The organism is Variovorax sp. Soil_C_26, assembly GCF_057657075.1.
Genome location: NZ_JBDGJC010000016.1, coordinates 14,007 through 27,755, shown reverse-complemented (window position 1 = coordinate 27,755; position 13,749 = coordinate 14,007). Strand labels below are relative to the sequence as shown.

Genomic DNA, 13,749 nt, shown 5'->3' with positions numbered 1-13,749 from the left:
TCCTGGTTTTTTGCTCACGAGGCGGGTTGGTGTTCGGCGCGCAGGGGCCGCAGGCTGCGGGCCACCCGATCGATCTCTCGCAGCATCGGCTCGACTGCCGCGACGATTGCATCGGTGGCCACGAAGGATCGGGCCGCATCCAGCCGGCTCGCAATGTCCGCAACCGCGATCGACTCCACGACCGGCACCATCCGCAGCGCGCACAGCAGCGGCTTGGCCGCCTGTACCGCGCGGATGCCTCCCGAGATGCCGCCGTAGCTCACGAAGCCGGCCGGCTTGTAGTGCCACTCCCGTGACAGGAACGTGAGTGCATTGACGAAGGACGACGGAGGAAAGTGGTTGTATTCGGGAATGACGAAAACGAAGGCGTCGGCTTCCTGCACCTTGGCAGCCCATGCCCGTGTATGCGCATGGGCGTATTCGCCCAGTCGAGGGTGCCTTGGTTCGTCGAAGACGGGTAGGTCGAATGTCTTCAGGTCGACCCGTTCGACCGCGAGCCTGCCGGAGCGGCCCGCTTCCCCGGCGAACCATTGGGCCACTGCATCCCCTACCCTGCCCGCGCGGGTGCTGCACGTCACGACATGCAGCCTCGGCGCCTGCTCGATGGTGTTTGAAAGCTGCATGTTTCAGCCTTCCAGGACCTTGGTGGCTTGCCAATGCAGCAGCCTCAACCCGTCCTCGGCCCGGATCCAGACCGTGACGAAGGCGTTGTCCATGACCTTGATCTGGCCGGCGACGTCCAGGGTCGTGCGGGTCTTGCCGCTCAACAGCGCAACAGGACCGCTCGTCCGGACGCACTGGCCGGAGCGCAGCGCTTCGACGAAGCGGTACCTGCCTGCCGCGATCGACGCGAGGAAAGCGGCCTTGTCGTCGGTCTTTCCGTTCGCGTGGGTGTGGCGGTAGTCGGGCGCGAGCATCTGCTCGAGCGCGGCCAGGTCCTGCCGGTACAACGCCTGGTATCTGGCTTCGTCGGCGGCGAGGACCTGCGATTCGATGGTGGAGTTCGTCATGGGCGTCGTCATGCGCCCTGCGCGACCACGTCGTTGCTCAGCACCCCCACGCCCTCGATGTCGACCTCGAAGGTGTCGCCGGGCCGAAGCGGTCCCACGCCGCCCGGCGTTCCGGTCATGATGAGGTCGCCCGGCATCAAGGTGATCGACCTGCTCAGGTAGGCCACGAGCGCGTCGACGCCGAAGAGCAGGTCGGAGGTGTCGCAGTCCTGGACGACCGCGCCGTTCAAGCGTCCTCGCATCCGCAGCTTCGACGGGTCCGCCGACGTCTCGATGCAGGGGCCGATCGGCGCGAAGGTGTCGAACGCCTTGCCGATGGTCATGAGACCCATCGCCATTTCCTGTCGCTGGATCGTGCGTTCGCTCACGTCATTGCCGCAGGTGTAGCCGAGGACATAGCTCAGCGCGTCCGCCCGCGCGATGTTCCTCGCTTGGCGCCCGATCACCGCGACGAGTTCGCTCTCGTAGTGCACGATGGTGCTGCCTTCGGGGTAGACGATGCGCTCGCCATGGGCAATCAACGCGGTGTCAGGCTTCATGAAGAGCGGCGCAATCTCCGGGAGCTCGCGACCGGTCTCGAGGATGTGGGCCTTGTAGTTGAAGCCGACGCCGAAGATGCGCGGATGCGCCACGGTCGGCGGCAGGAGCGCCAGGCTCGCGAGTGGCCAGGTCTCCTCGCCCGGCTCGATCGCCCCCTCGAAGGGCGACGCCTTCAGCGCCCGCACCGTTGCCGGCCCGTCCAGCACGCCGAACCGCGGTCGCCCTGCCTCCAGAAACTTGTAGATCTTCATGTCGTCGCTCCTATGGTTGAACCTTGATGGCCAGTTTGCGAAGCGCGGCCAGCACGCCGTTGCAAAGCAGCACCAGCGCCGTCGCCAGGACGATGCCGTAGTACACCCCGGCCGAGTCGCCGAGCTGCCTGGCCTGCTCGATGCCGTGTCCGATCCCCACCTTCGCCGCGAGGTACTCGGCAACGAGCGCCGCGCTGACCGCCCACGGCAAGGCGACCTGAAGTCCCGTGAACATGAAGGGAAGCACGCTCGGGATGACGACATGCCGCGTGAGCTGCAGCGGACTGGCACCGAACACTCTCGCAGTCATGACCAGGCGCGCGTTCACGGTGGCCAGGCCCGCATAGGTCAGCGAGAAGACGATGAAGAGGACCGTCAGCGCGACCAGCATCACCTTGGGCGCCCATCCGGTGCCGAACCAGAGCACGAGAAGCGGGACCAGGCCCAGTTTCGGAATGCTCATGAGGGCCGTGATGAACGGCTGCACCATCGTGTCGAGCCGCGGAGCGAGCCTGAGCACGCACGCGATGGCGCATCCGCACACGGCGCCGACCGACGTGCCCGCCAGCAGCAGGTGACCGGTCGCGGCCAGGTCGGCAAGGAGCCTGCCCGCCAGCAGTTCCGACCAGACCCGCGCGGCGACCTGTCCGATGCCGGGGACCCAGTAGTCCCCGACACCACGGCTCGCGAGCTCCCACGCCGCTGCGAAAGCGGCCAGGCCCAGCGACCTGGCCAGAAGCACCTCCTGCCGCGTCATGGCTGGCATGCGCGGCGCAGGCAATCGCGCACGGCGTCATAGTGCCCCGCGAACGTCGGGGCCTTGAAGATCAGTTCCGGATCGCGCGGGCGGTCGATGTCGATGTGGCGCTCCAGCACGATCCGCCCCGGCGAACCCGACAGCACGATGATGCGGTCGCCCAGCGCGATGGCTTCGTTGATGTCGTGCGTCACGAACAGAATCGTCTTCTTCTCGGTCGCCCACAGCGCGAGCAGATCGCTTTGCAATTGCGCCCGCGTCTCGGCGTCGAGTGCCCCGAAGGGCTCGTCCATGAGGACGACCGGCGGGTTGTAGGCGAGCGTACGGGCCAGGGATGCGCGCTTGCGCATCCCGCCCGACAGCTGATGCGGGAAATGCCTCGTCCATTGGGCGAGCCCGACCCGGTCGATCAGATGCCGCACGCGCTCGAGCTCCGACGGCGAAGGCCTGCCGGCGAGCGTGAGCGGAAACATCACGTTGTCCCACACGGTGCGCCACGGCAGCAGGTTGTCATCCTGCGTGACGTAGCCGATCTGGCGGCTGCTGCCGGGGTTGGGCGGCATGTCCGCGCCCCCCACGACTTCGCCCCGGAAGGCGATCTGACCCGCAGACGGTTGCAGCGTCTGTGCCACCAGGTTCAGAAGCGTCGACTTGCCGGCGCCGGAGGAACCCATGACGGTCACGAATTCGCCCTCCCGGACGCTCAGGTCCAGGTCGCGCAGGATCCAGTGGCGCTCGCCGGCAGTGCGCGCAGCGTACGAGATGCCCAGTTGCCGCAGTTGCAGCAGCACGTCGGCCATGGCCGCCTCGGGGATGTCTCTCTTCATGGTCATGCTCCGACGGTGCGCGCGCCCTGCGACGGGTCGGCTTGCCACCCCAGCAGGCGCTTCTCGATCTGCGACAGGACCGCGCTCACCGAAAGAACGATGAGCATCACGGTCACGAGCGAAACGAACACCAGGGTGGTGTCGAAATCCGTGGCGCCGTACTGCGCCAGGTAGCCCAGGCCGCGATTCGACGAGATGATCTCTCCGACGATGGCACCGGCGACGGCGTAAGGGACGGCCACGCGCAGACCGCCGAAGACGTACGGGGCGACGGCGGGCCAGACCACATGCCTGAGCAACTGCGATTCCGAGGCACCGAGAACGCGCACCGACAGCAGGAGCTTCCGGTCGACGGCCTCGACGCCGTCGAGGGTGCTGTAGAAGACGATGAAGAAGATCGCCGCCGCCACCAGGGCGACCTTCGCACCAGGCCCGACCCCGAGCCAGAGGATGAACAACGGCACGAGCGCCGTCTTGGGGATGGCGTATCCGATGGCGGCCACACCCACGAACGCCGCGCGCGAAAAGGGATGGCGGCGCAGCGCCATCGCGACCGCGCAGCCGGGGATCGCACCGAGGAGGAAGCCGCCGAATGCCTCGCCGAGCGTGAACCGGCCGTGGAACCAGAGATCGCCATTCAGCACCAGCATCCAGATTCGTTCCACGACCAGCGTCGGCGAACTGATCCAGTAGGCTCCCCGCAGGCGCCCCACCACCTCCCAGGCGATCAGGACCACGCAGGCCAGAACGACCCGGTCCGTCCACACGCGACGATGATTCATCTTCGGCCCGCCTATCTGCCGGAGCCCACGAACTCGTCGGTGAAGAGGGTCTTGGCGAGCGCCTTCAGTGCTGCCTTGTCATCCTGCGGACCGAACATCACGTCCACCGTGTGGTCGAACGCCCTTCCCATCGGCATGGCGCGCGCGGGGGTGTTGCGCTGGAAGCTCTCGAACGCCTGCTTCAGCAGATCGGGGTCCATCTTCTCGAAGCGCCTGCCCAGCAGCGCCAGCGCCTTCTGCGGCTCGGCGGCGATGAGCGCCAGACTGCGGTCGAGGGCGCCGACCATCTGGCGGCAGGTGGCCGCGGCACTGCTGCACAAGCCGGCGCGGGCGACCAGCACGTTGTACGTCGTCGGATTCACCTGGGGGAAATCGCCGCCGGGGCCGCTGATCCAGAGGCGTGCGCCCCGACGGACGGCTTCCAGCGTGAACGGGCTGGAGAAGACGAAGCCATCCACCTCCTTCTTCTGAAGCGCCGCGTCCATCCCGGGCGGCGCAATGAAGACCAGGCGGATGTCCCGGTCGGCGTCGATGCCCGCCTGCCGGGCGACGAACCGCAGATAGGCCTGCGGCAGGCCGTTCGCCGTGTCGACGGCCAAGGTCAGGCCCTTGAGTGCGCGGGCCCGGTCCATCGGCGACTTGGCGGACGCCAGGCGTTCGGCCGTGGGCCCAGACAGCACGATCTCGGTGGTCGCGTTTTCCTGGAGCCCGGCGATGGCCAGCGTCTTCTGGCCGCGCTGGGCCGCGCGCAGCTGGATGAGGCCGGCGATCGTGGTGAAGTCGGCGCTGCCGCCGATCAGCGCATTGAGCGCAGCGGGGCCCGCCAGCTGGCTGAGCTCCACGTCGAGGCCCGCGTCCTTGAAGTAGCCGGCGTCCTGGGCGATGTAGACCGGCGCGAAGAGGACGGAGACGGCGGGAAGCACCAGCTTCGTCGTCGCGGGCTGGGCCGCCGCGGTGAGCGCCGCAGCCGCAATGGTCAAGCCGATGGCGGCTTTCCTCAGATACCTGTTGAGCATGCCATGTCTCCTTGCTTGAATGACTCAGAGGACGGAATCGGGGCGCCGCATCAATTCCACTTCGGGAACCCCGCCGCGCAGCTTCTGCAGCATCTCGTCCGCGTCGAATTCGATCCCGATCGGGTTGCGCTTGAACGCTTCGCTCTGGAGCCAGGCATTGGTCGTCTCGGGATCGGGAAAGCTGTCCACCTGCAGCTCGATCTGGTTGCCCTCGGGGTCCGCGTAGTAGAAGGAAACGGTGGGCCCGTGGTTGATCGCGCGATGGGGAACGATCCCGAGCTGCCGAAGCCGCACGAAGTTGTCGAGCAGGTCGGCGAGCGAGTCGTAGGCGAAGGCCGTGTGGAAGTGGCCGGCACGGACCGTCGCGTCTGGCGGCGGATAGTCTTGCAGCGCGATCAGCGCGATCCGGTGGTGCTCATCGTCGTAGGTCAGAAACGCGACCTTGTCGGACGCGTGGGCCACGTGCGCACCGAGAACCGTGCAGTACCAGTCCACGAGCTCGCGCAGCCGGTTGGTGCGCAATGCGACGTGGGCCAACCGCCGGGGCGGCTTGGTGGCGATGGCAGCGACTGAAGTCATGCGTGTACCTCCTGGTGTTGTGACGCGGGCTCGGCATCCCGCTCGTCTGGTTTCGAGGCGAAGGCACCGATCACTTGCGCCATCGTTCGGTCTGCTTGGGGCAAGGCGTCCCTGGCGCGCCATGCAACATGGCCGTCGGGCCGGACGAGGACGGCACCGCGCGGAGAGATTTCGTAGAGGTCGTGGAACGCCCCCAGGTGGTCCAGCAGGTCGCGATGCGCCCCCACGACAAATGCCTGTGAGCGGATGCCTGCCTCGGAGGTCGCCTTCGTGAACGCTTGCACCCATGGCTGGGCATCGCGCCCTGCGAGCAGGGTGAAGCGCAGGTCCTTGAACAGGTCCACGGTCGAGATCGTGGGCCCGCCTTCGGGCAGCTTCAGCCAGCAGTGGGGCGCGCGTGCGCCCGGCGCGGCGCTTGCGTCATAGGTGTTGACGTCCGGCGGCTGCGCCGGATTTCCCTCGTCGAAGACCAGCGCCGAGCGATAGGCATAGCCGAAGGTCTGCCCGTGGTATTCGAAATGATCCCGTTGGCCGGGAATGGCGTCGCGCATGCGCGAGATGTCGTCTTCGCAGAAGTCCTCGTGCGTCTTCATGATGCCGCCCAGCCCTGCGGCCTCCATGCGTCGCGCATTGCGCACGCTCTGCGCCACGTTGAACCGGATCACCGGCAGGCGTTCGGCTTCATACGAGTCGAGAATCCCCTCCCCCGCCACGCCCCTGAGGACCAGCGCGAGTTTCCAGCACAGGTTGTGCACATCGCCGATCGCCGTGTTCATTCCCTGCCCGCCGGTAGGTGGCAAGGGGTGGGCGGCATCGCCTGCAAGGAAGATGTTGCCGACGCGCAGCTTCTGCGCGATACGCGCCTGCATGCGCCATGCGCGAACGTCCCTGACCTGCAATCGAAGATCCTCGACGCCGATGGCCGCCTTGACGATGTCGGCGCACCGCTCGCGGGTGAAATCTCCCGGGGCATTCCTGGTGGCGTCGTAGCCGAAGTTGTAGGTCCAGCGGTTGCGGCCGTCCAGCGCGATCATCACGCCGACGGTCGCCGGGTTGTAGATCCACCAAAGCAGATTCGGGCGATTCGCCACCCAGGGCCACAGGTCGGCCTCGAAGTAGACGCCGATCTGATGGCCGAGCGCCGCTTCGCCGCCCAGAGGAACGCCCACCCGCTCGCGAAGCGTCCCGCGCGCGCCGTCGGCCGCGATGGCGTAGCGGGCGCGGACGACGCGCGTCGCGCCATCGGCCGTGGTGATCTTTGCCGACACACCCCGCTCGTCCTGTTCCAGCGCTTCCAGCAGGGTCCCGAACATGACCTGCACGCTGGTCTGATCTTCCGCGGCGCGTCGAAGAACCGGCTCGAGCGCATCCTGCGGGCAGGATGTCTTCGCACTCGGGCCGTACGTCTCGAAGAGTCGATTCCGCTGCCGATCGGCGCGCGTACGGATCTCGCCGATCACTTCGCCGGCAACGGATCGCACGAAGATGGCGCCCTGATTCCGGTCGTGCGGAATGCCGCGGGCGCGGACCGCGTCCTCCAGTCCCCAGGTCCTGAAGATCTCCATCGTCCTCGCGCTGACGACGTGGCCGCGCGGATGGAAGCTCGTCGACGGGTGCTTCTCGACGAGCAGCGTGCGTACCCCGCAGCGCCCCAGCGCAATGGCCGCCGCCAGACCGCACGGCCCGCCGCCGACGATCAGAACCTCGTAGCCGAGAGCAGACGCGTCTCCTGATTGCATCAACATGATTGAACTTGTTCTTGATTGACTGTCAGTCAGTTTAGAGCGCGAAGCATAACCGCGTCCGCTGGTTTTCCCTGAGGCACGGAATGCCCCGCTTCCGGGCGGTCATATGATCGAAGCGATGACAGACAACGCGATTCCTCCAGGTCGCCGCAACCGGGAAACACCCGATCGGCCGCCCTCGGGCAAGCAACGAATCCTGGAAACGGCAGAGCGCCTTTTTGCGAGCCGGGGATTCCTGGACGTCTCGGCCGCCGAGATCGTTCGCGAGGCCGGCGTCGCGCACGGCCTGCTTTTTCATCACTTCGGCTCGATGGAAGGTCTGTATGCCGAGGTCAGCCGGGCGGCGGCGCAGCAGATGAACAAGACGCAGCAGGACTCGTTTCGCGGACGGACCGCGCGTGAGCAATTGACATCGTTCCTGCGCGCCCATCTGAAGGCCGTGAAGCAACGGCAAGGCGATGCGCTCTTCAGAGCGCGCTCCCACAACCTCGCCATCAATGCGGAGGTGGCCGGGATCTGGGAAGCGTCGCGTCAGCAAGCGATCGATAGGATTTGCGAAGTCCTGGGGATTCCGGGTCCCACCAGGAAGGTTCGAGCCTGCATGCGTGCCTGGATCGGATTCCACGATCAGCTCGTTCTGGCGTGGCTGGCAGACCGGTCAGTGAGCGAATCCGAAGTGCTGGCGCTGACCCTTCAACAACTTGATCATCTGGCCTCTGACGTGATGTCCGTCGAACTGGATCGGAGCGTTTGAGGCCAGCCGCCGGGACACCGATGATGCTCACCGATGCCTCGCTGCCGGTGCAGGTCGAGGGGTATGCCTCTGCTGAAGATCGTGCGTGTCCATCCCTGATCCCGAGCGCGACGGGTCCAGTACACAAAGTGACCCTAACGCCAGAGCGCAGCCGCATCCGATGGACATCCAGGTGATGCCGTCAATGCCCGGCGGCCTGAAAGGTCGACCGTCGCAAGGGCCCGCGCGGAACCCGCCCGCTCGCGCTCAGCGCCCGCTCAACGCCGCAACCACGGCATCCCCCATCGCCGCCGTGCCCACGCGCGTCGTCCCCGGCTGGTAGATGTCGCCCGTGCGCAGGCCGTTAGCCAGCACGCGGCGCACCGCCTGCTCCACGCGCTCGGCGTCGCTGGCCCGGCCGAAGGAGAAGCGCAGCATCATCGCCATTGACAGGATCGCAGCGAGCGGATTCGCGAGATCCTTCCCCGCGATGTCGGGCGCGGTGCCGTGCACCGGCTCGTAGAGGCCGAAGCTGCCGGCTGCCATCGAGGCCGAGGGCAGCATGCCGATCGAGCCCGTGAGCATGGCCGCCGCATCCGACAGGATGTCGCCGAAGATGTTGCCGGTGACGATCACGTCGAACTGCTTGGGCGCGCGCATCAGTTGCATCGCGGCCGCGTCGACGAACAGGTGCGTGAGTTCCACGTCCGGGTATTCGGCGCCCACGCGCGTGACCACCTCGCGCCACAGCTGCATCACTTCAAGAACGTTCGCCTTGTCGACCGAGCACAGCCGGCCCTTGCGCTTTCGTGCGGTGCGAAACGCCACATGGGCGATGCGCTCCACCTCGGGCTCCGAATAGCGCATGGTGTTGAAGGCCTCGCGCTCGCCTGCGGCGTTCAGGCCCGAGCCGCGCGGCTCGCCGAAATACACGTCGCCCGTGAGCTCGCGCAGGATGAGGAGGTTCAGGCCTTCCACCACCTCGGGCTTGAGCGTGGAAGCGCCGAGGAGCTCGGGGAACAGGAAGGCGGGCCTGAAATTGGCGAAGAGCCCGAGCTCCTTGCGCAGGCGCAGCAGGCTCGCGCCCGGGCGCATCGCGAACGCAATCGTCTCGTCGCCCGGCATGCCGGCGGCACCGAACAGGATGGCATCGGCCTTGCGCGCGATCTCGCTCGTGGCGGCGGGCAGCGGGTCGCCCGCGGTGTCGATGCCGGCCTGGCCGATGGCTGCATGCGCGAACTCGATCGGTTGCGTGGAGCCCACCACGGCCTTGAGCACCTTGAGCGCTTCGGTCGTCACCTCGGGGCCAATGCCGTCGCCCGGCATCACTGCGATCTTCATTTCGAAAGGCCTTTCTCGCCCCGTCAGAGGGGCTGCTGGTTGGAATGTGCGTCTGCGCCTGCATGGCGAAAGCGTTCGAACGCGTCGATGCGGTCGCGCTGCGTGAGCGTGTAGGCGATTTCGTCGAGCCCTTCGAGCAGGCAATGCCGCGCGAACGGATCGATGGCGAACGGCACCGCCTCGCCGCCGGAGCGGGTGACGGTCTGCGTTGCCAGGTCGACGCGCAGACGGGCACCGGGTGCCGACGCAAGCTCGGCCAGCATCGCCTGTACCGTGTCTTCGGCCAGCCGCACCGGCAGCAGTCCGTTCTTCAGCGCGTTCGAATAGAAGATGTCGCCGAAGCTCGGGGCGATCACGCAGCGGAAGCCGCCGTCATGCAGCGCCCAGACCGCATGCTCCCGGGAGGAGCCGCAGCCGAAGTTGCGCCCCGCCACGAGGATGCGCGCCTGCGCGTACGCCGGAGCGTTGAGGACGAAGTCGCTGCGCGGCGCGCCGGAGACGTCGCGCCGCACGTCGTGGAACAGGTAGCGGCCGAAGTCGTCGGAGCGCGGCTTCTGCAGGTAGTGCGCGGGCACGATCTGGTCGGTGTCGATGTTGCTGCGCGGCAGTGGCGCGGCCACTGCATCCAGAGAGATGAAGGCTTCCATGGGGTCCGTGTGTCTTGGCTTGTCGTGCGTCGCTCAGCCTGCGGGCAAGAGGCCGCGTACGTCGGTGAGCCGCCCGGTCACGGCGGCGGCCGCGGCCATTGCCGGGCTCATGAGGTGCGTTCGCGAGCCCGGCCCCTGGCGGCCGACGAAGTTGCGGTTGGAAGTGGACGCGCAGCGCCGACCCGCAGCGACCTGGTCGCCGTTGGTGCCCAGGCACATCGAGCAGCCCGCGTGCCGCCATTGCAGCCCGGCCTCGCGGAAGACCGCGTCGAGCCCCTCGGACTCGGCCTGCTGCTTGACGAGCCCCGAGCCGGGCACGACCCACGCCTCCACACCCTCCGCCACGCGCCGGCCGCGCACCACCTCGGCGGCGCTGCGCATGTCCTCGATGCGGCCGTTGGTGCACGAGCCGATGAAGACGTGGTCGACCCGCACATCGGCCAATGCCTGGCCCGGGACGAGGCCCATGTAGGCGAGCGTGCGCTCGAGCGCTTCGCGGCGTTCGGCGTTCGAGGCCTGGGCGGGGTCGGGCACGCGGCCCGTGATCGGGAGTGCGTCTTCCGGGCTGTTGCCCCAGGTCACCATTGGTTCGATCTCACCGGCGTGCAGGCGCACCTCGCGGTCGAATGCCGCGCCCTCGTCGCTCGGCAGTTGCCGCCAGCGCGCGAGTGCCGCGTCCCAGGCGGCACCCCGTGGCGCCTCGGGGCGGTCGGCGAGCCATTCGAAGGTCGTGTCGTCGGGCGCGACCATGCCGGCACGGGCGCCGGCCTCGATCGACATGTTGCACACCGTCATGCGGCCCGCCATCGGGAGCGCGCGGATCGCCTCGCCCCCGTACTCGATCACGTGGCCCGTACCGCCCGCGGCACCGATGCGCGCGATCACCGCGAGGATGATGTCCTTGGCCGAGACGCCCTGCCCCAGGCGCCCGTCGACGATCACGCGCAGCGTGCGCGGCCGGCGCTGCCAGAGCGTCTGTGTCGCGAGCACATGCGCCACTTCGGAGGCGCCGATGCCGAAGGCCAGCGCACCGAGTGCGCCGTGCGTGGCGGTATGACTGTCGCCGCAGACGATCACGCTGCCCGGCAGGCTCAGCCCCTGCTCGGGCCCGACCACGTGCACGATGCCCTGGCGGATGTCGTCGATGCCGATGAAGCGGATGCCCGCCGCGGCGCTGTCATCGCGCAGCGCATCGGCCATCGCGCGCTTCTCGGCATCGGGAATGTCTGCGAGCGTGCGCGAACTCGTGGGAACGTAATGGTCCGGGGTCGCGAACGCGCGATCGGGCCGGCGCACCGGAAGCCCCCGCTGGCGCAGCATCTCGAAGGCAGGCGCGGAGCCGTCCTGCACCAGGTGGCGATCCACGTACAGCAGGCTCTGGCCATCGTCGCGCTGCATGACCACATGCGGCGTCCAGATCTTTTCGAACAGGGTGCGGGGGACGAAGGCGGGCATGGCGCGTGGGTTCTCGGACGGAGGTTGGATTGCGCTTCTTGCTGTCAGTCGAGCTTCACGCCGGAGATGCGCACGATCTCCGCATAGCGTTTCGTCTCGCTCGCCATGAAACGGGCGAACTCCTCGGGCGTGCCGCCGCCGATCTCGGCACCGAAGGCCAGCATGCGCTTCTTGAACTCGGGCGAGCCGAGCACCGCATTGGCCTCGGCATTGAGCTTCGCGATGATCGGCTTGGGCGTGCCCGCCGGGGCCGAGAGGCCATACCACGACGAGGCGTAGATGCCGGGCAGGCCCACCTCGTCGAAGGTGGGCACGTCGGGCAATGCGGGGTTGCGCTGCTTCGATGCCACCGCCAGCGCGCGCATCTTGCCGCTCGCGATGAACGGCAGGCAGGTCGTGGTGTCGAGCATCAGCGACACATGGCCCGCCGCCAGGTCCGCCTCGGCCGGGGCGGTGCCCTTGTACGGCACGTGCACGATGTCGATCTTCGTGGCGCTGGCGAACTGCACGGCCGCCAGATGCTGCGATGAGCCGACGCCACCCGACGCGTAGTTGAGCTTGCCGGGGCTGGCGCGCGCCGCGTCGATCACGTCCTTCACCGTCTTGAACGGCGAGTTGCCCGGCACCACGAGGATGTTGGGCACCGCCGAGACGTAGATGATCGGCTCGAAGTCCTTCACCGGATCGAAGCCCAGCTTGCCATACAGACTGATGTTGACCGCGTTCGGGCTGATCGAGGCCATCAGGAGGTTGTAGCCGTCGGGCTTCTGGCGGGCGGCGAGCTCGGTGCCGATGTTGCCCCCCGCGCCGCCCCGGTTGTCGATGACGAACGGGTGGCCCATGCGCTGTCCGAGCAGGTCCGCGAGGATGCGGGCGGTGGTGTCGACGCCGCCGCCCGCAGGCCAGGGCACCATGAGCTTGATGGGCTGGTTGGGATAGGTGTCCACAGCCTGCGCCTGTGCCGAGGCCACCGTCACCGCCAAGCCGCCGAAGAGCGCCGCGGCCAGGGTGCAGGCATGCATTTTCTTCATCATCTCTTTGTCTCCTTGGCTTGTAGTGGCCGAATGCTAGTTCTGCACAGGAGCACGCCGCAATCACAATTAACGCATGAGCTCATGAGTTAAAGTCAGACCCCATGACCCGCCGCCTGCCCCCGCTGAACGCCTTGCGCGCCTTCGAGGCGGCGGCGCGCTGCGGCAACTTCACGCGCGCGGCGCAGGAGCTTTGCGTGACCCAGGGCGCGGTGAGCCGCCATGTCGCCACGCTCGAAGGCTGGCTCAAGGTGCAGCTCTTCGAACGCGGGCGCCACGGCATCCGGCTCACACCGGCGGGGCAGGAATACCACGCGAGCATGCGCGTGGCCTTCGACCAGATCGAGCATGGCACGCGGCAGTTGCAGCAGAGCCCCGACGAATGGCTGCTGCGCGTGAAGGTGCCGCCCACCTTCGCGATCCGCTGGCTCATTCCGCGGCTCGCGCGCTTCCATGCGCTGCATCCACGCGTCGACGTGCAGATCACCACTTCGCACAAGCCGACCGACTTCGACCGCGACGATGTGGACGTCGGCATCCATTCCGAGCCAGCGCCGCCGGAGGGCCCCGGCTACCGGCTGCTGTTTCGCGAGACGCTGCTGCCGGTCTGCGCGCCGGCACTGCTGCTGCGCAAGCCGCCGCTCGCGCAGCCGGCCGACCTGGCGAAGCACGCGCTGTTGAGTTCGCTGAACCGGCCGCAGGACTGGCCGACGTGGCTGAAGGCCGCCGGCGTGCGCGGCGTGGACACGCGCCACGGACTCAAGTTCGAGAACGCCGCAATGGCCTACCAGGCTGCAGCCGAGGAACTGGGCGTGATGATGGGCCTGCTGGCTTTCGTGCGCGACGATCTTGCGAGTGGGCGGCTGGCTGCGCCCTTCGAGCTGCGCGTGCCGACCGGCGGCGGCTATTTCATGGCGTGGCGCGCCGACCGGCCGGTGCCGCAGCGGGTGCGGGACTTCGAGAGCTGGATCGCGGCGGAGACCGCCGAGGCGGACGCCTGAAGGATCGGCAAGCAGGCGCCGACCGGGGCGCGGA

The 13,749-nt window shown here is 67.7% G+C and carries 15 protein-coding genes; 2 read left to right on the top strand and 13 right to left on the bottom strand.

Annotation, left to right across the window (positions count from 1 at the left end):
* Positions 1-14: 14 nt before the first annotated feature.
* Genes AC3A6G_RS25965 through AC3A6G_RS25925 form a run of 9 tightly spaced genes read right to left on the bottom strand, consistent with a single transcriptional unit; the run spans position 15 to position 7,507 of the window.
* On the bottom strand, positions 15-623 hold the full coding sequence (locus AC3A6G_RS25965; protein WP_487874947.1) for an NADPH-dependent FMN reductase: 609 nt from the start codon (positions 621-623) through the stop codon (positions 15-17).
* 3 nt (positions 624-626) lie between these two features.
* Positions 627-1,010 carry a nuclear transport factor 2 family protein gene (locus AC3A6G_RS25960; RefSeq protein WP_487863090.1) on the bottom strand — a complete coding sequence of 128 codons (384 nt, stop codon included), beginning with the start codon at positions 1,008-1,010 and terminating at the stop codon, positions 627-629.
* Positions 1,011-1,018: 8 nt separating this feature from the next.
* Positions 1,019-1,801: a fumarylacetoacetate hydrolase family protein gene (locus AC3A6G_RS25955; protein WP_487874946.1), complete on the bottom strand. Its 783-nt coding sequence runs from the start codon at positions 1,799-1,801 to the stop codon at positions 1,019-1,021.
* 10 nt (positions 1,802-1,811) lie between these two features.
* Positions 1,812-2,567 carry an ABC transporter permease gene (locus AC3A6G_RS25950; RefSeq protein WP_487874945.1) on the bottom strand — a complete coding sequence of 252 codons (756 nt, stop codon included), beginning with the start codon at positions 2,565-2,567 and terminating at the stop codon, positions 1,812-1,814.
* Positions 2,555-3,358, bottom strand: a complete 804-nt coding sequence (locus AC3A6G_RS25945) for an ABC transporter ATP-binding protein (RefSeq protein ID WP_487874944.1) — start codon at positions 3,356-3,358, stop codon at positions 2,555-2,557. Before AC3A6G_RS25945 ends, AC3A6G_RS25950 begins: the two co-directional genes overlap by 13 nt.
* Positions 3,359-3,387: 29 nt before the next feature.
* Positions 3,388-4,167, bottom strand: coding sequence for an ABC transporter permease (locus AC3A6G_RS25940; protein ID WP_487874943.1), 780 nt, complete (start codon positions 4,165-4,167; stop codon positions 3,388-3,390).
* A gap of 11 nt (positions 4,168-4,178) precedes the next feature.
* Positions 4,179-5,183, bottom strand: coding sequence for an ABC transporter substrate-binding protein (locus AC3A6G_RS25935; protein ID WP_487874942.1), 1,005 nt, complete (start codon positions 5,181-5,183; stop codon positions 4,179-4,181).
* Positions 5,184-5,207: 24 nt separating this feature from the next.
* Positions 5,208-5,762 (bottom strand): VOC family protein, encoded by a 555-nt coding sequence (locus AC3A6G_RS25930; RefSeq protein WP_487863084.1) that lies wholly within the window; start codon positions 5,760-5,762, stop codon positions 5,208-5,210.
* Complete coding sequence (locus tag AC3A6G_RS25925) at positions 5,759-7,507, bottom strand: FAD-dependent monooxygenase (RefSeq protein WP_487874941.1); 1,749 nt, start codon at positions 7,505-7,507, stop codon at positions 5,759-5,761. Before AC3A6G_RS25925 ends, AC3A6G_RS25930 begins: the two co-directional genes overlap by 4 nt.
* A 118-nt stretch (positions 7,508-7,625) precedes the next feature.
* Between AC3A6G_RS25925 and AC3A6G_RS25920 the strand changes: the two genes are divergently transcribed.
* Positions 7,626-8,261, top strand: a complete 636-nt coding sequence (locus AC3A6G_RS25920; protein ID WP_487863082.1) for a TetR/AcrR family transcriptional regulator — start codon at positions 7,626-7,628, stop codon at positions 8,259-8,261.
* 246 nt (positions 8,262-8,507) lie between these two features.
* On the opposite strand, the gene leuB is transcribed toward AC3A6G_RS25920, so the two are convergent.
* Genes leuB through AC3A6G_RS25900 form a run of 4 tightly spaced genes read right to left on the bottom strand, consistent with a single transcriptional unit; the run spans position 8,508 to position 12,717 of the window.
* Positions 8,508-9,581: a 3-isopropylmalate dehydrogenase gene (gene leuB / locus AC3A6G_RS25915; protein ID WP_487874940.1), complete on the bottom strand. Its 1,074-nt coding sequence runs from the start codon at positions 9,579-9,581 to the stop codon at positions 8,508-8,510.
* A gap of 23 nt (positions 9,582-9,604) precedes the next feature.
* Positions 9,605-10,228 (bottom strand): 3-isopropylmalate dehydratase small subunit, encoded by a 624-nt coding sequence (gene leuD / locus AC3A6G_RS25910; RefSeq protein WP_487874939.1) that lies wholly within the window; start codon positions 10,226-10,228, stop codon positions 9,605-9,607.
* Between the two features lie 33 nt (positions 10,229-10,261).
* Positions 10,262-11,683: a 3-isopropylmalate dehydratase large subunit gene (leuC, locus tag AC3A6G_RS25905; RefSeq protein WP_487874938.1), complete on the bottom strand. Its 1,422-nt coding sequence runs from the start codon at positions 11,681-11,683 to the stop codon at positions 10,262-10,264.
* A gap of 44 nt (positions 11,684-11,727) precedes the next feature.
* On the bottom strand, positions 11,728-12,717 hold the full coding sequence (locus AC3A6G_RS25900) for a Bug family tripartite tricarboxylate transporter substrate binding protein (protein WP_487874937.1): 990 nt from the start codon (positions 12,715-12,717) through the stop codon (positions 11,728-11,730).
* Positions 12,718-12,818: 101 nt separating this feature from the next.
* On the opposite strand from AC3A6G_RS25900, the gene gcvA reads away from it, so the two are divergent.
* Positions 12,819-13,715, top strand: coding sequence for a transcriptional regulator GcvA (gene gcvA, locus AC3A6G_RS25895; protein ID WP_487863077.1), 897 nt, complete (start codon positions 12,819-12,821; stop codon positions 13,713-13,715).
* Positions 13,716-13,749: the final 34 nt, after the last annotated feature.